This window comes from Archangium gephyra (genome assembly GCF_049060025.1).
Taxonomy (GTDB): domain Bacteria; phylum Myxococcota; class Myxococcia; order Myxococcales; family Myxococcaceae; genus Archangium; species Archangium gephyra_A.
Genome location: NZ_JBMEQQ010000002.1, coordinates 3,824,576 through 3,843,183, shown reverse-complemented (window position 1 = coordinate 3,843,183; position 18,608 = coordinate 3,824,576). Strand labels below are relative to the sequence as shown.

16 protein-coding genes and 1 pseudogene are annotated in these 18,608 nt (G+C 68.6%); 12 read left to right on the top strand and 5 right to left on the bottom strand.

The features are described from left to right. Positions 1 to 18 precede the first annotated feature (18 nt). A pseudogene (locus ACN28I_RS16615) lies at positions 19 to 354 on the bottom strand (tRNA threonylcarbamoyladenosine dehydratase); the annotation flags it as partial. Positions 355 to 562: 208 nt separating this feature from the next. Here ACN28I_RS16615 and ACN28I_RS16610 point away from each other — a divergent pair. Both ACN28I_RS16610 and ACN28I_RS16605 read left to right on the top strand, forming a co-directional pair. Beyond that, positions 563 to 1,093, top strand: coding sequence for a hypothetical protein (locus ACN28I_RS16610; RefSeq protein WP_420942987.1), 531 nt, complete (start codon positions 563 to 565; stop codon positions 1,091 to 1,093). Between the two features lie 23 nt (positions 1,094 to 1,116). Further along, positions 1,117 to 1,458, top strand: coding sequence for a hypothetical protein (locus ACN28I_RS16605; RefSeq protein ID WP_420942986.1), 342 nt, complete (start codon positions 1,117 to 1,119; stop codon positions 1,456 to 1,458). 156 nt (positions 1,459 to 1,614) lie between these two features. Here ACN28I_RS16605 and ACN28I_RS16600 read toward each other — a convergent pair whose 3' ends face one another. Both ACN28I_RS16600 and ACN28I_RS16595 read right to left on the bottom strand, forming a co-directional pair. Beyond that, positions 1,615 to 2,481: a tRNA threonylcarbamoyladenosine dehydratase gene (locus ACN28I_RS16600; RefSeq protein ID WP_420942985.1), complete on the bottom strand. Its 867-nt coding sequence runs from the start codon at positions 2,479 to 2,481 to the stop codon at positions 1,615 to 1,617. 34 nt (positions 2,482 to 2,515) lie between these two features. Further along, positions 2,516 to 3,307, bottom strand: coding sequence for a TatD family hydrolase (locus ACN28I_RS16595; protein ID WP_420942984.1), 792 nt, complete (start codon positions 3,305 to 3,307; stop codon positions 2,516 to 2,518). Positions 3,308 to 3,437: 130 nt separating this feature from the next. Between ACN28I_RS16595 and ACN28I_RS16590 the strand changes: the two genes are divergently transcribed. From ACN28I_RS16590 to ACN28I_RS16545, 10 genes are all read left to right on the top strand, one after another. Next, the gene (locus ACN28I_RS16590) at positions 3,438 to 4,973 is read left to right on the top strand and encodes a TolB family protein (RefSeq protein ID WP_420942983.1); all 1,536 of its coding nucleotides are present in this window, start codon (positions 3,438 to 3,440) and stop codon (positions 4,971 to 4,973) included. A gap of 193 nt (positions 4,974 to 5,166) precedes the next feature. Next, positions 5,167 to 5,424, top strand: a complete 258-nt coding sequence (locus ACN28I_RS16585; protein ID WP_420942982.1) for a hypothetical protein — start codon at positions 5,167 to 5,169, stop codon at positions 5,422 to 5,424. Positions 5,425 to 5,958: 534 nt separating this feature from the next. Continuing rightward, entirely contained in the window at positions 5,959 to 6,915 is a 957-nt protein-coding gene (locus ACN28I_RS16580) for a hypothetical protein (RefSeq protein WP_420942981.1), read from the top strand. 455 nt (positions 6,916 to 7,370) lie between these two features. Then, positions 7,371 to 8,072: a pilus assembly FimT family protein gene (locus ACN28I_RS16575; RefSeq protein WP_420942980.1), complete on the top strand. Its 702-nt coding sequence runs from the start codon at positions 7,371 to 7,373 to the stop codon at positions 8,070 to 8,072. 16 nt (positions 8,073 to 8,088) lie between these two features. Next, the gene (locus tag ACN28I_RS16570; RefSeq protein WP_420942979.1) at positions 8,089 to 8,706 is read left to right on the top strand and encodes a type IV pilus modification PilV family protein; all 618 of its coding nucleotides are present in this window, start codon (positions 8,089 to 8,091) and stop codon (positions 8,704 to 8,706) included. 10 nt (positions 8,707 to 8,716) lie between these two features. Further along, positions 8,717 to 9,916 carry a PilW family protein gene (locus ACN28I_RS16565; protein ID WP_420942978.1) on the top strand — a complete coding sequence of 400 codons (1,200 nt, stop codon included), beginning with the start codon at positions 8,717 to 8,719 and terminating at the stop codon, positions 9,914 to 9,916. A 5-nt stretch (positions 9,917 to 9,921) separates the two neighbouring features. Further along, the gene (locus ACN28I_RS16560; protein WP_420942977.1) at positions 9,922 to 10,416 is read left to right on the top strand and encodes a hypothetical protein; all 495 of its coding nucleotides are present in this window, start codon (positions 9,922 to 9,924) and stop codon (positions 10,414 to 10,416) included. An 11-nt stretch (positions 10,417 to 10,427) separates the two neighbouring features. Continuing rightward, complete coding sequence (locus tag ACN28I_RS16555; RefSeq protein ID WP_420942976.1) at positions 10,428 to 14,942, top strand: pilus assembly protein PilY; 4,515 nt, start codon at positions 10,428 to 10,430, stop codon at positions 14,940 to 14,942. Positions 14,943 to 15,089: 147 nt separating this feature from the next. After that, a complete protein-coding gene (locus tag ACN28I_RS16550) occupies positions 15,090 to 16,277 on the top strand; it encodes a metallopeptidase family protein (protein ID WP_420942975.1) in 1,188 nt (395 codons plus the stop codon). Positions 16,278 to 16,285: 8 nt separating this feature from the next. Continuing rightward, positions 16,286 to 17,473 carry a class I SAM-dependent rRNA methyltransferase gene (locus ACN28I_RS16545; protein ID WP_420942974.1) on the top strand — a complete coding sequence of 396 codons (1,188 nt, stop codon included), beginning with the start codon at positions 16,286 to 16,288 and terminating at the stop codon, positions 17,471 to 17,473. 18 nt (positions 17,474 to 17,491) lie between these two features. Here the strand turns inward: ACN28I_RS16545 and ACN28I_RS16540 are convergent, their stop codons facing one another. Then, positions 17,492 to 17,986, bottom strand: a complete 495-nt coding sequence (locus tag ACN28I_RS16540) for a caib/baif family protein (protein ID WP_420942973.1) — start codon at positions 17,984 to 17,986, stop codon at positions 17,492 to 17,494. A gap of 11 nt (positions 17,987 to 17,997) precedes the next feature. Further along, positions 17,998 to 18,600, bottom strand: coding sequence for a hypothetical protein (locus ACN28I_RS16535; RefSeq protein WP_420942972.1), 603 nt, complete (start codon positions 18,598 to 18,600; stop codon positions 17,998 to 18,000). Positions 18,601 to 18,608 lie beyond the last annotated feature (8 nt).

The following is an 18,608-nucleotide window of genomic DNA, read 5'->3' as shown; positions in this document are numbered from 1 at the left end:
AGAAGGCGTCCGGGACGCTCAGCGTCCCTGGGACAGGCGGCGCACGACGACCCCGGCCGCGTTCATGCCGAACACGGAGGTGACGAAGGCGACGCTGCCGTCGATCTGGTTGCGGTGCTCGCAGCTATGGAAGTCGTTGTCGTTGGGGCACACGCAGGAGAAGCCGTCGTCCGCGTCGTAGCGCAGGGACAGGGGCTGGCGCCGTTGCTCGATGGAGTAGACGGCGGTGATGCCCGTGGGCCGCTCGGTGGGCACGCCGTACTTGCGCTTGAGCAGCTTGCGGATGTCCTTGGCGAACGGGTCCATGTGCGTCTCGCACAGATCCTCGACGTGGATGGCGGTGGGATCCAGGCGGCACCTGGGCGTCGGGGTTGATCTCCTTGCAGCGCTGCGCCATCAGTTGAGTGTGTCAACGCCTTTGACATCATCCGCAGTCAGGACTCAGAATGCCCGGATGAATCCCTGGCGGACATCACCAAGGCTCCTTGCCCCAATCCTCATCATCCTGCTGACGTCCTGTAGTGCCACTCGCCACACAGCCCCTGCCAGCCCTGAAGAACTCATGGGATTCGTGCTCCTCATCGAGGAGACGCCCGATGCGCAAACAACTCACTCCTGGCAGCGCGTCGAGGATTTCGGTCTCTCGCATTCTCGCCACCTGTCGGGCGGCAACAGGCCGTCAGGTAGCATTATCTTGGCGGCAACCAGACTGCGGGACTGCCATGCGGAATTCAATGATTGTCAGGACAACTGCTTGAAACGGCCCCTTGCCCCTGGCTACGAACATGTCAAGCATGGGAGCGGCGCACACAGTCGCATCTGCAGGGATGGCTGCTGGCAGGCCTACCGGGACTGCGAGGATCTGCAAGATCTGCGAGGGCGCCAAACTCACGAATTCACCGCGACAGATAATGCCATTGAATGGCTGAAGCACAATCGCAAGACGGTTCTGGTGGGAAGCGTTGTCGTCATCGCGGGGGTGGTTTTTGTCGTGGCTTCCGCTGGGGCTGGAGTACTCGTGCTCGCACCCGCCGTGCTGTGGACATCGGCAGGAATCATTGCTGACCCGCACCTCGCGACGGTGTCTCCATGAACATGCATGAACTTCTTCCCAAGGTGCAGGAGTTGCTCGTGCGCCTTCGGACAAGCGCTTCGTCCGAAGACAAAGAGCTCCTGGCGGTTGCCTATTTCGCTCTGGACTTCATTGAGGTGACGGGCAACTTCTACCCGTTCGAGGCCTTCCTCCAGAGTTGGAATAGCCCGGGGGGCACTCTTCCCACGGTGGCGTCCTTCGGCTCTCGCGAGGAGGCGGAGACCTGGTTGAAGGAGCACCCTGAGCCGCCTCATGGGGCCTTTGTCCTGGTCTCCGGCCAGCCCTACTCCGTCTTCTACTTCCGCCACCTCGACAGGAGGCTGCTACTCCCGGCCCCCTCTCTCGAGAAACGCGCGCTGGAGTGAGACCTTTGAGTCATGAGCCTGCCCCGGTTTTGTGGGGCAAGCCCATTCCTTGTGGACTCAAAGAGCCCGGATTCACCCAGGACTCAGCGAGATGCGGGTCCCATTCCGAGTTTAGAGCCCCCCCTCCTCCACGGGTTCGACTTCCGGCGGGGACGCTCAGCGTCCCTGGGACAGGCGGCGCACGACGACCCCGGCCGCGTTCATGCCGAACACGGAGGTGACGAAGGCGACGCTGCCGTCGATCTGGTTGCGGTGCTCGCAGCTATGGAAGTCGTTGTCGTTGGGGCACACGCAGGAGAAGCCGTCGTCCGCGTCGTAGCGCAGGGACAGGGGCTGGCGCCGTTGCTCGATGGAGTAGACGGCGGTGATGCCCGTGGGCCGCTCGGTGGGCACGCCGTACTTGCGCTTGAGCAGCTTGCGGATGTCCTTGGCGAACGGGTCCATGTGCGTCTCGCACAGGTCCTCGACGCGGATGGCGGTGGGATCCAGACGGGCCGCCGCGCCCATGGAGCTCACCACGGGAATGCCCAGGCTGACGCACCGGTGCAGCAGGTGCAGCTTGGCCTTCACGTTGTCGATGGCGTCCACCACGTAGTCGTAGCTGCCCGGGGCGAGGAGCTGATCGGCCATCTCGTCGCGGTAGAACTCGCGCAGTCCCTGCACCTGGACGTCGGGGTTGATCTCCTTGCAGCGCTGCGCCATCAGCTCCGCCTTGGGCTTGCCCACCGTCTTCGCGGTGGCGTGGAGCTGGCGGTTGCCGTTGGTGACGCACACGGTGTCGAAGTCCACCAGCGTGAGCTGGCCCACGCCGCTGCGCACGAGGCCCTCGGCCGCGTAGCTGCCCACGCCGCCCAGGCCGAACACGATCACCCGGGCCTTGGCCAGCCGCTCCATCGCCGGATCCCCGAGCAGGCGGCCGGTGCGGTCGAAGCGCCGGTGCAGCTTGAAGGGCTTGGGCTCCGAGGGAGCAGGGGTGCCAGTGGCGGCGGGGACGGCTTCCGGGGGAGTGGGCTGCGGATTCATGGGGGGCCTCTATAGCGCGACCGCCTCCCTACCGCTAAGGCCGGGGAAAGGCTTCCCGGAACAACCTGCGGGCGTTCTCGGTCGTCCGCTGGGCAAGCACCTCCGCCGGCTCCCCCAGCACCCGGGCCATGCCCTCGAGGATGCGCGGCAGGTAGCCCGGCTCCGAGCGCCGCCCCCGGTGGGGCGTGGGGGCCTGGTCCGGGGCATCCGTCTCCACCATCAGCCGGTCCGGGGGGATGACACGCAGGGCGTCCAGCGGCTTGCGCGCCTCGGCCCAGGTGACGGGGCCCGCGAAGGAGAAGTGGCAGCCCTTCTGGATGTAGAAGCGCGCCAGGTCCACGCCCCCGCCGTAGCTGTGCATCAGCACCCCGGCCTCGGGCAGGGGCTCCTGCTTGAGAAGCTCGATGAGGGCGGGGTGGGCGCGGAAGCAGTGCATGAGCACGGGCAGGCCGTGCTTGCGTGCCAGCGCCAGGTGCCGCCGCAGCACCGCCACCTGCCGTTCCATGGGCGCGCTCGCGGCCGAGGGCCCATCCAGCCCGCACTCGCCCACGGCGATGGCGCCCCCCTGGCCGAGCAGCGCGTCCAGGCGCTCGAGGTGCGCCTCGTCCTCCTCGGGAGGGAGGTCCGGGAGGAGCTGGGGGTGGATGCCGAGCCCCACCTGGAGGCGCGGCTCGGCGCGGGACATGGCCAGCAGCGGCTCCCAGTTGTCCGGGCCCACCCCGGGGACGAGGATGCCGTGCAGTCCGGCGGCCCAGGCGCGGGCGAGCACCTCGTCCCGGTCCGGGTCGAAGCGCGACGCGTCGAGATGGCAGTGGGTGTCAATCATCGGAAAGGTCCGGTGGCACTTCGTTCGTCCGTCGTTCAGCCCGAGACAACCGCCGCGATGTGGGTACCGGGTTCAGCCCCCGGGGCCGCGGAGCGAGCCTATACGCACGCGGTGGTTTTGGAGGGTCCCTATGACCAAGCGTGTTGTCCTCGGTGCGCTCGTGAGCGCGCTGATGATGGTGGTGACGGGCTGTTCTGAGGAGTGCGTCGACCGCGCCGATTGCCGCAGCAAGAGGGGAGAGCCAGGCGAAGGCAAGCAGTGGGTCTGCGTCGACAACGAGTGCGAGACCCAGGACACCACTCCCGCGCCGGGCGCGGACGCGGGCACGGAGACGGACGCGGGCACGGAAACGGATGCCGGCACGGAGACGGACGCGGGCACGGAGACGGACGCGGGCACGGAGACGGACGCGGGCACGATGACCATCGCCGAGGGTGGTGACTGCACGACCACCGAGAGCTGCATGGCGGGCCTGTACTGCGAGGGTGCCACGGGCTCCAGGAAGTGCGAGCCGCTCCACATCGCGTTGACGACGGCCGCCACGGCGGGCGGGGCGACCGAGGCCGTGGTCGTGCGCTACAAGACGCCCGGTTCCGAGCCGGCCACCGGCACCACCGCGGTGACGGAGCTCAGCGAGGGCACGGGCCCGAGCCGCTTCCCGCGCTGGAACCGGGACGGCACCGCGGTGGCCTTCGTGGAGGAGGGCACGGGCAACGCCGTGACGCTCGTCACCCGGAACCTTCCGCTCACGGAGGGGGGGACGACCCCGCTCACCACGGGCGCCAACGCGGGCGGCACCATCGACTTCCGCCACCTGGAGTGGGAGCCCTCGGCCTCGCTCGCCTGGAGCACGACGGCGGCGTCGGGCAGCATCTCGGGCATCTCCGTCATCCCCGGCACGGGCGGAACCGTGCAGTCGGCCACCACCGAGGGCGTCTTCCCCTCGTGGACGGCGGACGGCAGCCGGTTCACCTACAGCGTGAGCACCCTCGGCCTGAATACCAAGGAGCTCGGTGGCGCGGCGAGCAGCCCGGTGGCCGGCTCGGCCCCCACCAGCGAGCAGCCCCTTCACAACAAGGTCAATGGCGTCCTGCTCTACCTCGATGCCAACGGCGAGACGGAGACGATCGGCGGGGTGGCCACGCCGCTCACCCGGCTCTACACCCTCAGGCCCGCGACGGCGGAGGTGCCCGTGCCGGCCCGCGAGACCATCGCGGAGACCACCAGCGAGGCGGTCACGGTGCCGCCCGGTGAGGTCAGGTCCTTCATCGCCAACCACACCTGGGCCCCGGGAGGCACGCACGCCGCCTACGTCCGCGTCTACTACGTCAAGCCCGCCGTCGGTGATGCCACCCTCTGCGCGGGTGGGAGCGACTGCGGAGGCAGGCAGGGCAACGTCATCTTCGTGCGGCGCGTGGACGCCAACGGCACGCCGCAGGGCGCCGAGGTGGAGCTCGCGTCCGAGGCGACGCTGCCGTCGTTCTCTCCGGACGGTCACTTCATCGCGTACCTCTCGGGCGGTAGGCTGAGGGTGCAGCGCATCAACCCCGAGGCCACGGACGCGGCCACGCTCAAGGTGGGCCCCGTCATCACCCACACCTGGACGGGCACCACCACCCCGAGCAACCGCGCCGACGACCACCGCCCGCGCTGGCAGCCCCGGTAGTCCTCTCGCGAGTCCTCTGAAGCGCGGAGCAGGGCCCGGCGCCCGCGTCCCGGAAGCCACGGGGCGCGGGCGTTGTCCTGTGTACACTCGGCCGCGGCGGGAGGCCGGGGACTTGCCTCCCACGGCAAAGCGACGTACCCAGGCGCCCCCGGTTCGCGACTCGCGGGCCGCTCTTGCGTTGGGAGGATCCTGGATGAAGCTCCACGCCGTGCTCTGCCTGCTGGCCCTGACGGGTTGCGCGACCGTTGCGTCGCCGCTGTCCACCCGGTCCGAGCCCCTCTCCGGGAGCGGTGGCCCCGCGGGAGACGTGCGGGCGGTACCGGAGCCGGTGCGCATGGAGACGCCCGCGGGCACCTTCCTCGTGCACCCCAACAACGCCGGGGACTTCGGCAGGCTGCTCGCGGGCGAGCCCACCGACAAGCAATACATCTCCATCGCGGACGTGCCCTGAGGGCCTCCGCGGGGGCTCACCCTTCCCCGAGGGCCCTGCGGCCGGAAGGGGAGGGGAGACTCAGCCCTCGAGGACGATGCGCCGTCCGAGGACCCGGGTCATCTGCGGCGAGGTGACGAGCTTGAGCACCTCGAAGCTCTCTCCGCCGGCCGTGTCGTAGGCCGCCGCGATGAGCTTCTCCCAGGGTGAGCAGCGCTGGGGCCGCCTTGCGATGGGTGGTCCTCCGGGGCTTGGGCATCGTCCGGCGCCCCTGCCGTTGGACCGAACCGCTCTTGCGTGTCGCCGTCTTGGCCATGGTGTCCTCCCACCTGCCGCGTGTGGGTTGATGGACTGATCAGCCCTGTAGCATTTGCATGCGGCGTGCCAGGGGCTCGTCCGCCTGCCTCCCATGAAGAATCAGGGACTTGCAGTCACCACTCGCCTCGGACCCTGGGGAGGGATTCCAAACTTCGTTCAATCTTCTGGGGGGGAATGCCTCGTTTCGTTGAGGCTTTTCGTACACATCTGACAGGGGAGTCAGGTAAGGCCACCGCCATGAACGTCCAGGTTCTCTTCCACGATAGCTGCTTCGACGGGGCCGCGAGCGCGGCGGTCTTCACCCGCTTCTATCGCGAGCGCGTGCGCCCGGACGCCCGCTTCAGCTACCGCGGCCTGTCCCACCAGGCGGGGGGCGCGGCCATTGATCCCGCCGTCTTCACCGGGGACGAGAACGTCATCGTCGACTTCCGGTACAGCCAGGATCCACGGCTCACCTGGTGGTTCGACCACCACGTCTCGGCCTTCCAGCAGCCCGGTGACGAGGCCCATTTCCGCGCCGACACCAGCGGGCACAAGTTCCACGACGCGCACCGCAAGAGCTGCACCGTGTACCTGGCGGACGTGGCGCGCGAGCGCTTCGGGTGGGATCCCTCGCCCCTGGGCGAGCTGCTGCACTGGGCGGAGATCATCGACGGCGCGCTCTTCCCCAACCCGGAGATGGCCGTGGCGCTGGAGGAGCCCGCCCTGCGCATCATGACGGTGCTCGAGGCGAACAAGGATCCCGCCCTCATCCCCCAGGTCATCGAGCGGATGCAGACCGACTCGCTGGCCGCCATCGCCGCCTCGCCGCTCATCGCCACGCCGCTGGCGCCGCTGCTCGAGCGCCACCGCAAGCACATTGAGCTGGTGCGCGCCAAGGCCCGCTACGAGAACGGCGTCGTCTCCTTCGACCTGGCGGACGAGGGCGTGGACAGCCTCAACAAGTTCATCGCCTACGCCCTCTATCCCGAGGCCCGCTACACCCTCTGGGTGGGGCAGGGCCCCTCGCGCGCCAAGGTGTCGCTCGGCTCCAACCCGTGGCGTCCCCAGGAGCGGCGGCATGACCTGGCCGCCATCGCCTCGCGCTATGGCGGCGGTGGGCACCCCGTGGTGGCCGCCATCAGCTTCAAGGCCGGGGAGATTGCGCGCGCCCGTTCCGCCTGGATGGAAATCCTGTCCGAGCTGTCCGCTTAATCCCGACACGCTACATTTTGCGGACCTCGCAAAATTTGCGAGCTTTCAGGCCGCAACACGTGCGGTGATCGCCATCGGACACTCGTGCTTTCGGGGGGTTGGCAGGCGGCCTGACACTTGCTTGGCGTCCTGGCTGTGAACGGCCTCCTCCAATTTTTCCAGCAGCTTCGCAATCCCGGGCGCCGGTCCGAGCGGGTCGGCCCCGAGAGGGCGAGCCGCCTGGCGGTGGCTTGCCTGGGAATAGACGTACTCGGGCTTTCCTGTGAGCCTCCCCTCGGGGCGGGCCGGTTTGCTTCTGCTCGGGGCGTTGGGGGATCCTTTCCGCGCAAGGGGTTCGACGCCATGCCGCGGCTTTCTTCCACGAGGCTGTTGGCTCCCCAACTTTCAGTGGGTTAAGAATCTTTTGCTTTCTGTGTAACCCAGGGTAATCTGTTCTCCGTTATAGAGACGCAGGAATGATGAACCACGCAAAACCAGCCAACCACGGACGAAGGGCGAGGGGCTTCACGCTCCTCGAGATCCTGATCGTGCTGGCCATCCTGGGTGTGCTGACGGGGATGGCGGTGGTGACCTTCGAGGCGGTGGGGCGGCGTGGGGCCCTGCAGAACGCCACGTTCGATTTCCAGGCCGCGATGATGTCGGCGCGCACGCGTGCGGTGTCTCGCGGCTACCCGGTGTGGGTGGTGCTCTACCCGAAGGCCAACCGCGCGGGGCTGAATGGTGGCCTGGGCGCGTTCATCGTAGTGGAGGACCGCAAGAGCGAATACATGCGCACCCCGGCCAACCTCTTCGCGCTGGAGCTCAAGCCGAACGTGGTGGGCGACACGGGCAGCGTGTCGGCGGTGTACTTCCTCGAGGACTACAACAAGAAGGTGCGCTTCGAGACGCTGACGCCCGGACGTGTGGGCCTGTTCAGCGCGCCCTTCCAGACGCTGGCGGCGCGGACGTGCAGCTTCTGCTCGGAGGGCGGGCCCGGGGCCGGCGCCATCGGCTACTTCCCGGATGGCAGCGCGCGCTTCGTCGACGGCGCGGGCAGCTACGCCGCCGCCACCAATCAATCCATGGCCCTCCGCAGTGTGGAGGGCCGCGCCCAACAGCTTTTCGCCATCTCTGGCCCCTCTGGCTACATGGCGGTTTCCAGCCCGGACAAGCTCTAACTTCGGAGGATCTGCCGTGGACTCCACTTCCCGCCGTCCCGTCCGCCGCAACCGTGCCGCCCGCCGCGGTGTGAGCCTCATCGAGGGGATGACCGCCTCCGTGGTGCTGCTCATCGGCATGGTGGGTATCTTCCAGGGCATCCTGGTGGCCAGCCGGCAGAACAGCATGGCCAACCAGGCCACCCGCGCCTCGGGCATCGCCTCGCAGGTGCGCGTGGCGCTGGACACCCTGGGCTTTGCCCGGGTGATCGGCACGCCGGACCGTCCCGGGCTGCTCGTCGGCCAGCGCTGCAACCCGAGTGACGAGGTGCGCGAGCTCGCGGGCGGCATGGAGACGATGGAGCCCGCCAGCGGCGAGCGGTGGCGGGTGAGCTGCATCTTCGACCTGGATGCCTTCGAGCAGGTGGCGCACCCCTCCGTGCGCCTGCTCCCCAGCTATGCGGCCTCGGACATGAGCCATTACCGGCGCATCCTGGTGGTCATCGACAAGGAGGACGAGGCCTCGGGCGTCACCATCCACCAGGTGACAGTCGTGGTATCGTGGACGGAGCTGGGGAAGCGCCGGTTCGTGCGTCAGAACTTCGGTTTCTACGACTCGGGCCCCTTCGGAAACGAAACCTACGTCGAGATCTGAGCGGTCACACATGGCCCCATCGAGAAACACCCAGGCCCATGCGCCGGGCGGCTTCACGCTGCTCGAGCTGCTGGTGGGCACCGCGACGACGACCATCATCCTCGCCGCGGTGGCCGTGTCCTTCATGGGCATCCAGAGCTCCTACCAGACCGAGTCGCGCATCAAGGTCGCGGTGGAGGGTCTGCGCACGGCGACGCACTTCATCGAGCAGCGGGTGCGCCTGGCCGGTTACGGCATCGATCCGCGCTTCGCCTTCGACTTCAACGCCGCGGTGCTGCCCGGGCAGAGCAAGTCCAACCACACCCTGGTGTTCGCCGAGGGCCTGCCCCGGTCCGTCACCGACGACCTGGCCTTCCGCTACCGGGATTCGGCCTACCTGCGCCGGGGGCGGTTCATGGGCGGGGGCGGCGTCGTTCTGGAGGCGAGCACGTTCGGCATCGATCTGCGCGCGGGCCAGCGCCTCATCGTCTCGTGCACCAACGGCAAGAAGTACCTGGTGCTGAAGGTCGGCGCGGGCGGGGTGTCCAAGAACGCCGCCTCGTCCGCCAACTTCACGGTGGACCTGGCGCTGTCCTCCATCCCCGCGGACGACACATGCCTGAGCAAGGCGGGGCCGCTGGATGCGCCCTACGTCATGCTGTTGCACGAGGTGCGCCTGCGCATCATGGACCTGCAGGGCCGCCCGTTCCTCATGGCCTTCCAGGGCCTGGATGAGCTGAACATGGAGAGCGCCGTCCCCCTGGTCGCGGATGTGGAGTCCTTCCAGGTGGCCTACATCATGAACCGGCCTCCGCAGGCTGGGCCCCACGCGCTGCTGCCGCCGGTGGACGTGTCCTCCGCGGAGCCCAACTGGGTGCTGGGAGACGTGAACAGCGCGGACAGGGACTGCACTCCGGACCCGAGGGATCCGCTCCTGCCGGAGCCCCAGTACAACGATCCCTACGATGCCGCCGTCCGCTACTCGCGCCACCCGGCCAACATCCGCGGGGTGCGCCTGAGCCTGTCGCTGCGTTCGACGACGCGCGAGGCCAGCGGGCGCCGCGCCTTCGAGCGCGAGAACCTGGAGGACTCCGAGGAGGCCAATCCTCCGGATGGCTTCTACCGGACCAACATGACCACGACCGTGCGCGTGCCCAACCTGCTGTCGCGCTCTGGTTTCAACCCGCCGGTGGGGGAGCTCCACCCCGGCGCCAACGTGTGGGGAGGCTGACCAACATGCACCTCAGGAAGAGGGCCCCCCGCGGCAATGCCCTGATGTTGACCCTCATCTCCATCGCCGTCCTGATGGTTCTGGTGGGGGGCGCCATCCAGTTCACCAACTACAACCGCGAGGCCACGGCCGAGAAGTTGCGGGGTGATCGTGTGGGCTCGTGCGCGGACGCGGCACGCCGCCATCTGCTGTCGCGCCTGCGGCTGTTCCGCGCCACCAGCGAGCTGCAGATCCTCAACACGACGCTCATCGATGATCCGGATCCGAGCGCTCGCTCGCAGATGATGACGGGCCACTACGGCTCTCCCGCCGAGAGCACGGTGGTGTCCGTCAACGCGGTGTCCATGGGCGAGGCGTCGAAGCAGTCCCGTGACATCGCCAATACCGTGACCGACTCTGGCGGCACGCTGGGCGGCAAGTACTACCGCGTGGTGGTCAAGTGCCACGAGAGCGCGGGCCGCGAGTCCGAAGTCGAATTCCTCTTCCGTTACGGACTGTGAGGAAAGGCGCCATGTTCCGCAAGTTGACGCTCAGCCTCGTTGCTCTCTTCGTGGTGCTGCTCCGGGCCGACACCGCGTCCGCCATCGATCAGGCGGCCTGCTGCCTGCCCACCACGTCCCGTCTGGACGCCCTGATGAATCCGGTCAAGGGCAGCGACGAGAAGTTCTTCTCGCGCCCGGGCGGGCCTCCCAACATCCTCTTCGTCATCGACACCTCCGGTTCGATGCACGCGTGGCCGAAGTCCTGGCCCACCACCAAGGGGTGCTCCAACTCCTTCCTCAACGGGCTGGGGTACACCAACTCCGAGCAGTACCCCCGGCTGTGGACGGGTCTGAACTCCCAGTCCGACGAGTGGTTCGCCAACGGCAAGTATTACGAGGCGCCCTCGGAAGGGTACGGCGTCATCTTCGGGGGCAGCCCGCAGAACACCAACACCTGGGCGGACGCCAACAACGCGTGCTCGTCCATCAAGGACATCAAGGCCGCGGACCAGACCACCTGTCGGAGCTGCCTGGATACGCGGGGCTACTACATCCACAACAGCAGCACCCGGCGGGTGAAGGGCAACTTCCTCAACTTCTACGCGCCGCGTGACTCGGGTGCCGTCAAGGTGATGGCGGACGTCATCCGCGACCTGCGCGAGGTGCGCTTCGGCGTGATGGGTTTCCAGACCCGCGCCGCCAAGACGTGCTGGGGCAAGAAGGCGGGCACCAGCACCCAGTGCCTGTGCCTCCAGGAGCCCATGGGCCCCACCTGCGACAAGTCCTACCCGCTGGACAGCAGCTCGGTGGACAGCAACCGCAACGCGGTCCTCAACGGCCTGACCAACGTCAAGGCCAACAACAACATCGGCCTGGGCTGGGATGGCTGCAACACCCCGCTCGCGGACGCGCTCTATTCGGCGGGCTACTACTTCCAGTCCAAGGGCGCTCCCACGCCCTTCTCCACCTACCTGGGCACCCACCCGACGAGTCCCAACTTCAGCGCGGCGGACGGGGTGTGCTTCGAGTGCGGCTTCAACGCCGTCATCCTGCTGACGGACGGCGAGCCCTATGACGAGGGCAAGGTGGTCTCCCTCCCGGACACCATCAAGAACGACGACACGCCCTGCGAGGGCTGCTCGGCCAGCCACCTGCACAAGGTGGCCAAGATGATGTGGGAGAAGGACCTGCGCTTCGACATGGAAGGCCAGCAGCGCGTGGCCACCTACACCATCGGTTTCTCCGAGGACGTGGACGACAGCAAGCTGCTGCAGGAGACGGCGCGGCTGGGCGGCGGCAAGTTCTTCCCGGCCCGCAGCACCAGCGAGCTCAAGCGCGTGATGCTCACCATCCTGGACGACATCAACGCGCGCAACACCGCCTTCTCCTCCGCGGCCGTCAACACCCTGCAGACGCAGAGCGTGTCGGCCACGGCCATCATCCCGCGCATGATGCCGGCCAAGAACGGCTCCTGGGCGGGCAGGCTCTACCGCTACGAGCAGTTCAACGAGTTCGTCGAGGACCAGGACCGGAATGGCGACGGTGACCGCTCCGACGTCTTCCTCATGGACAAGTCGGGAACGCTGGTGGCCGAGGACAGCTCGAGCGAGTACCGCAAGGTGCTCTCGCCCACGGGCGGCCCGGGCGGCACGCCCACCTTCGGCAGTGCGGCCGAGCCCTTCTGGGAGGCGAACAACAAGCTGCAGGAGCTCGGCCACAAGAACCGCAAGATCTGGACGGTGACGGACAACAACGGTGGCGGCTCGCAGGACGGGTTGATGACGGAGAAGGATGACGTCGTCGAGTTCACGCTCGGCAACCTGGGCAAGCTGCGCCAGTACCTGGCCGTGAGCGGCGCGCCCCTGTGTCCTACGGGCCTGGCCCTCACCTACAAGCCGGGGCTCATCCTCGAGCGGATGAAGATGACGTCCACGTTGGATCTCGCGCAGGCCGTGACGCTGATGACGGCGCAGGGCCTGGTGGGGATTCCGGCCACGCCGACGACGCAGGCCGCGTATGATCTGCTGTGCGCGGCGCTCGTGATGCAGTACGTGCGCGGGCAGGATCTGTTCGACGAGAACGGCGACGGCAAGCGTGACGACACGCGGCCGTCCGTGCTGGGTGACATCTTCCACTCGTCGCCGGTGGTGGTGGATCCGCCGGTGGACAAGTTCCTGTGCGACATCGGCATCAGCAACCAGTGCGTGAGCACGCTCTACGCCACCAAGCAGCGCACGGGCGTGGAGTCCACGGAGCTGATCAACTACACGCAGCCCACCTCCTGCAACGATGCGGCGGAGACGCAGCGCGACGCCTATGACGCCTGGCACTTCATCAACCGCAAGCGCGAGCGCCTCATCCTGGTGGGCGCCAACGACGGCATGCTGCACGCCTTCAGCGACGGCCAGGGCCAGGAGGACGGCAAGTGTGAGGTGACGTACCCCAGCAACGCGACGGGCGGAGGCACGGAGCGGTGGGCCTTCATCCCGGCGGATCTGCTGTCGCGGCTGCAGGACATGCTGCAGGGCCACGCCTACTACATCGACGGCGACATCATGGTCCGCGACATCTGGGCGGACGCCAACAACGACGGCAAGAAGCAGATGGAGGAGTTCCACACGGTGGCCGTGGTGGCCGAGGGCCGGGGTGGGACGCACTACTTCGCGCTGGAGATTCAGTGGGAGGGCGGCGCCACCCTGGCGTCCGCCGCGAAGCCGGCGCCTGCCTTCCGCTGGATGTTCCCGCAGCCGTGCACGGACGAGGCGCTGCGTTTCGGCAAGACGCTGATGAGCCTGAGCCCCAAGCCGCCGCCCATCGGCCCCGTGCTGCTCGCGTCCGACTCGGGCCTGTCGCGCCACGAGGACAAGAAGCTGCTGAGCTCCGAGCGCTGGGTGGCGGTGCTGTCCGGTGGCTGGTCTCCCGCCAACGAGAAGGGGCGCGGCATCTACATGGTGGACGTGTGGAACGGCACCGTGCCGGACCGCCGTGACAACCTGCTGTGGAAGTGGGAGTACTCGGACTCCTTCTCCGGCACCGCGGATCCGCGCAAGGACATGCTGTACGGCTTCGCGGCGCCCGTGGCCCTGGCGGACTACGGCTCCAACACCAAGGTGCGCTTCGACGGCTTCTTCGACACCGCGGTGGTGGGTGACCTGGGCGGACAGATCTGGACGATGCGCTTCCACGAGCCGGGTGTGCGCGATGCCTCCACGAAGCTCATCGGCAACTGGAGCGGTGCGCGCGCCTTCACCATGGACAGCAAGGGGGTGAACGGGGGGAATGCGAAGAGCATCGCCAGCCGCTCGCCCTTCTACTACCTGACGTCCCTGGCGTTGCAGCCGGAGAACCGGGCGCTGCGTGCCTTCGTCGGCTCGGGCAACCGCTACCAGCTCCTCGACAACGGCGCCGGCATCTGCCGCTTCGACAACCCGCAGGCGTGCTCCAAGCTGGGGTGCGGCTCGACGAAGTCCACCTACAAGCTGACGCGCAACGACTCGGACTTCCAGTGGCTGAGCAACGAGTGGGCGAACCGCCTCTACTCGGAGGGCCGCTACACGCCCTTCAACTCCGAGGCGACGGGCTCCACCCACTTCTGCGGCACGGCGGGGGACACGGACGTCCTCAAGGCCGAGTTCGAGTACCGCCAGGCCAACCTTTGCCCCGCGCCCAGCGGCGGGAGCAAGGTCAGCTACGAGTTCGCCCGCACCAAGGCGCAGTGCGGCCAGGATGCGTCGGGCGTGTTCGACTGCCGGGTGACCGACCCGGGCAACACGTTGAACATGAACGACCTGGACCTGAGCGCGTCCTCCACGCCGAGCTCGCTCGGGAAGAACCGCTTCTACGGCATCTGGGCCTACGGCGGCGTCGCGGAGCGCATGTTCGACGAGAACTCCGCGGGCGACTCGAAGAACAAGGCCGCGGACTACGACTCGCGGCGGCTGACGGATACCGGCGGCGGCCTGGGCACGGGCGATCTCACCAACGTGACGAACGTGCAGTGTGATGCCCTGGGCAACTGCAAGTGCGAGACGGGCAAGTCGTGCGCCCCGAAGGTGGTGGCGGGCGCGGACAGCTACGGTTGGTACTACGAGTACGAGGGTCTGCCCCACAAGACGGCCAGCGGCGCCGCGGTGCTCTCGAGCTGCACCCTGTGGAACTCCATGTACCCCGGCCCGTCCTCCGCCGGAGCCTGCGGCAGCGCGAACAGCAACCTGGCCCGGCTCTTCCAGGCCGACTTCGTCACGGGTGCGCCCAACTGCGCGGCGGGCTTCATCGAGGGCAACGCCTTCGCGCGCGCCCAGAACCGCTCCGTGCTGGCGCCTCCTCCCGAGCCGTCCATGAGCATCCAGATCTCGAAGACGGGCCAGGTCGTCTATGGCGTCAACTTCTTCGAGCCGGGCAAGGGGCAGGCCACCGGGGTGCAGGTCTCGTCCGACCGGGACGTGCTGCAGTACATCTACGAGCTGCCCGTCTCGAGTGCGCTGCACTCGTGCCGGCATGACGCCGCGGGCGGCAAGGAGTTCTGCATCCCCTCGGAGCTGTAGGCCGGGGTTGGCGTGGCACTCCGGGGCCCGTCCTCGCCGCGCGGCGAGGGCGGGCCCCGCCGCTTTCCGGGGAGGCCCTGGAGACCGGGCGGGCAGGCACCTGACACCTTCCCGTGCCGCGGGCGATGCCGTAGCCTGCGGCACTCCATGTCCCGGCGCGGTCCGTTCGCCCTCTGTTTCCTTCTCCTGGGTTCCTGCCAGTGGACGTCTCCCACGTCCGCTCCGGCCGTTCCCGACGCGGGTCTCCCGCCGGTCGCCTCGGTGCCCGCGGCAGCCCCCGTGCCCGAGCCCCTTCCCCCGTGCCGGGCGCGGGGCTCCAGTCCGCTCAGCGCGGCGTTGGATTACCTCGACAGCGGCAAGTACCCGGAGGCCCTCTCCTGCGCGGCCCAGGCCTCGGCGCTGGAGCCGGACTCGGCCGCCGCCCACTCGGCGCGGGGCGAGGCGCTGGCCGCCCTGCAACGCACGGCGGAGGCGCAGGTGGCCTATGCCCGGGCGCTGGCCATTGATCCGGGCCAACCGGACGCGCTGCTCGGCGCGGCGCACCTCTACGCCGTGCAGTTGCCCTCCAGCCGCGAGTACGACGAACTGGGGGCCCTCTACGCCGAGCGGGGGCTCTCCCAGGCGGACGTGGCACCGGAGCTGCTGCCGCGCTTCGCCCTGGTGGCCTCCATGGCGCTCAACGACCTGGGACAGGCCGCCGAGGCGCTCGAGCGCGCCCAGCTCGTCCTGGCGCGCGAGCCGGACAACCGCGAGGCCGCCTACGAGAGGGCCCTGGCTCTCTTCGAGCTGTGTCGCTTCTCCGAGGCCCGGGCGGCCTTCGGCACCCTGCTGAAGGATCCCCAACGCGGGGCGCACGCGCACTACCACCTCGGGCTGCTGATGGAGCGCCAGGGGAAGTGGAAGCAGGCGCAGGAGCACTTCGACAAGGCGCGGGCCCTCTCGCCGGAGGACTTCCCCGCGCCGCCCACGCCCACCGAGGCCGAGTTCCGCGACGAGGTGGCCCGCGCGGTGTCCGCCCTCCCCGAGGACATGCGGAAGGATCTGACCGGGGTGCCGGTGCGCGCCGAGGAGCTGCCCGCGGAGGAGGACCTGCTCTCCGGTGAGCCGCCCCTGTCACCCGCCATCCTCGGCCTCTTCCGGGGCCCGCCGCTGGGCGAGCCCTGCGACGGCTCGGAGACCCCCTGCCGCTCGGTGGCCCTCTACCGGCTCAACCTGGCCCGCGCGGTGCGCACCCGGGAAGAGCTGCGCGAGCAGATAAAGGTAACGCTGCTCCACGAAGTGGGGCACCTTCGGGGCGAGGACGATCAGGAACTGGCCGCTCGCGGCCTGGAGTGACACGAGACATGGCTCGCCCAACCCCCCCCACCGCCCGCGTGAGCCTCAAGGGGGCCAAGGCCCTGCGCAAGGGCCAACCCTGGCTGTACCGCACCGAGCTGTTGGAGCCGCCCCAGACGCAGGAGCGCGGCGCCGTGGTGTCGGTGGTGGACCCGCAGGGCAACCCCGTGGGCCAGGCCTTCTACGCGCAGCGCTCGCCGCTGGCGCTGCGGCTGATGACGCGCAAGGGCCCCGCCGAGGAGAAGGTGGACGAGGCCTTCCTGCGCCACCGCCTGGAGCTGTCGATCGCGAGGCGCGCGCCACTGCGCCAGCGGGACGGCGTGCGCCTGGTGCACGGCGAGGCGGACCTGCTGCCCGGCCTCTTCGTGGACCGGTACGGCGCGGGCCTGTCGCTGCAGACGCTCTCCGAGGGCATGGACGTGCGCAAGGAGTGGGTGGCGCGCACGCTGGCGGAGCTCACCGGGGCCACCCACGTGGTGTGCCGCGACGACGCCTCGGGCCGCGATTTCGAGGGCCTCACCCGCGAGGTGAAGCTGCTGCACGGCCAGGGCGAGGCGCGTTTCAGCTACCACGAGGGGGAGAACCTCTTCGAGGTTGACCTGCTGGGCGACATGAAGACGGGCGCCTTCCTGGACCAGGTGGAGAACCACGTGCGCGCGGGCGAGCTGGCCCGGGGCGAGGGGTTGGACCTGTTCAGCTACCACGGGGGGTTCGCACTGGCGCTCAGCCGCACCTGTGACTCGGTGCTGGCGGTGGAGCAGGACCCGAAGGCCTCCGAGCGGGCCCGGGCGAACGCCGCGCGCAACGGGCGCACCAACGTCACGGTGGAGAACGCCAACGCCTTCGACGTGCTGCGCCGCTTCTCCGAGTCCGGCCGCCGCTTCGACACGGTGGTGGTGGATCCGCCGGGGCTGGCCAAGCGGCGCGAGGGCCTGGCCACCGCGCTGCGCGCCTACCACGAGCTCAACCTGCGTGCCCTCAAGTGCCTGCGCCCCGAGGGCCTGCTCGTCACCTGCTCGTGCTCCGGGAAGCTGACGCGCGAGGCCTTCGAGGAGATGGTGCTCTCGGCCGCCGCGGATGCGAAGCGGCCGGTGCAGATTCTCGAGCGCCGGGGCGCGGGATTGGACCACCCGGTACTCGGCGGCCTGCCGGAGACCGAGTACCTCAAGGCCTACTTCGTCCGCGTCCTGCTGTAACCCCGGCGGCGGGCCTCTTCAGATGCCCATCTCCTCGCGCAGCCGCTTCACCTGCTTGAAGTACTCGGTGCGGGGGAAGGGGACGTTGAGGATGTGGAAGTCCTTCTTGGAGAGGCCCACGCTGCCGAAGCAGTAGTTGCTGTCGGACATGTTGCGGCAGAGCACGAGGTAGGCGCTGCCGGTGCAGTTCTCGCTCTGCACGCAGTAGGCGCAGTTGTGGCACTGCTTGCAGTCCACGCAGTGCGAGCAGTTGTTGCACAGCTCGCAGCGGGTGCAGTGGGTGCACTGGTAGCAGCTATCGCAGTCCTTGCAGAACATGCAGTTGGCGCACCGCTCACAGCCCTCGCACGCGTAGGAGCCGGGGTTGCCCGGGTCCGCCGTGTACAGCTTGGCGAGCCGCTGGTACTGCTCCATGAACTCGCGCTTGCCCATGCCGGCCACCTGCTGGCGCGCCTGGGCCTCCTGAGCGAGCGTCTCCGGTACGTTCCCCCGCGACCCTCTGTCCTTCACCACGGAAGCTCCTTTCATTGGCGGTCCGTGCCGCCGGAGGCCTGGTGCAGCCGCGCCAGCCCCTCGAGGTCGATGTCTTGTGCCACCCGGCGCACCTCCACCGTGCCCGGAAATCCCCTGCTGCTCACCGCCACCACGTACCGGTTGCCCACCAGCAGGCTGGCCTCGGCCAGTCCGTTCGAGGCGTCGTAGCGTACGAAGCCCACCGCCTGCTTGTCCTTCCAGAAGATGGGGGCGGTGGGATCATTCGTGGCCCGGCTCCGGCCCTCGTCGGCCGCGGCGCGGATGGCCTGCCCCAGCTTCTTGCCCAGGGAGGTGTCCACGATGCGCACCTTCACTTCCCGATCCTCACCCTGGGTGAAGCTGCGCTCGGCCTCGCTGACGGACACGTCCCCGTACCGGCCGGTGGAGCCCGCTTCCTGGGAGCGCTCCAGGCCCTGCAGGCTCTCCGGAAGGAAGGCCCGCAAGTCCTCGAAATGAGCGCAGGGGAAGGGGGGCAGGGTGTTGGCGGCCGTGCTGTCCGCGTCTGCCGGTGTTTTTTTTCCACCACCGGTGCAGGCGGTGCCCGCGACGAGCGCGAGGAGAAAGAGCCGCTGGAGGAAAGAATAGTCGCGCACGGGGGAAT

What these genes read in the sequence shown, in the direction of transcription:
- ACN28I_RS16585 (WP_420942982.1), top strand. Translation starts at nt 5,167, where the DNA reads ATGAAGCTCCACGCCGTGCTCTGCCTGCTGGCCCTGACGGGTTGCGCG.
- ACN28I_RS16595 (WP_420942984.1), bottom strand. Translation starts at nt 3,307, where the DNA reads ATGATTGACACCCACTGCCATCTCGACGCGTCGCGCTTCGACCCGGAC.
- ACN28I_RS16550 (WP_420942975.1), top strand. Translation starts at nt 15,090, where the DNA reads ATGTCCCGGCGCGGTCCGTTCGCCCTCTGTTTCCTTCTCCTGGGTTCC.
- ACN28I_RS16600 (WP_420942985.1), bottom strand. Translation starts at nt 2,481, where the DNA reads ATGAATCCGCAGCCCACTCCCCCGGAAGCCGTCCCCGCCGCCACTGGC.
- ACN28I_RS16555 (WP_420942976.1), top strand. Translation starts at nt 10,428, where the DNA reads ATGTTCCGCAAGTTGACGCTCAGCCTCGTTGCTCTCTTCGTGGTGCTG.
- ACN28I_RS16580 (WP_420942981.1), top strand. Translation starts at nt 5,959, where the DNA reads ATGAACGTCCAGGTTCTCTTCCACGATAGCTGCTTCGACGGGGCCGCG.
- ACN28I_RS16590 (WP_420942983.1), top strand. Translation starts at nt 3,438, where the DNA reads ATGACCAAGCGTGTTGTCCTCGGTGCGCTCGTGAGCGCGCTGATGATG.
- ACN28I_RS16560 (WP_420942977.1), top strand. Translation starts at nt 9,922, where the DNA reads ATGCACCTCAGGAAGAGGGCCCCCCGCGGCAATGCCCTGATGTTGACC.
- ACN28I_RS16565 (WP_420942978.1), top strand. Translation starts at nt 8,717, where the DNA reads ATGGCCCCATCGAGAAACACCCAGGCCCATGCGCCGGGCGGCTTCACG.
- ACN28I_RS16545 (WP_420942974.1), top strand. Translation starts at nt 16,286, where the DNA reads ATGGCTCGCCCAACCCCCCCCACCGCCCGCGTGAGCCTCAAGGGGGCC.
- ACN28I_RS16610 (WP_420942987.1), top strand. Translation starts at nt 563, where the DNA reads ATGGGATTCGTGCTCCTCATCGAGGAGACGCCCGATGCGCAAACAACT.
- ACN28I_RS16575 (WP_420942980.1), top strand. Translation starts at nt 7,371, where the DNA reads ATGATGAACCACGCAAAACCAGCCAACCACGGACGAAGGGCGAGGGGC.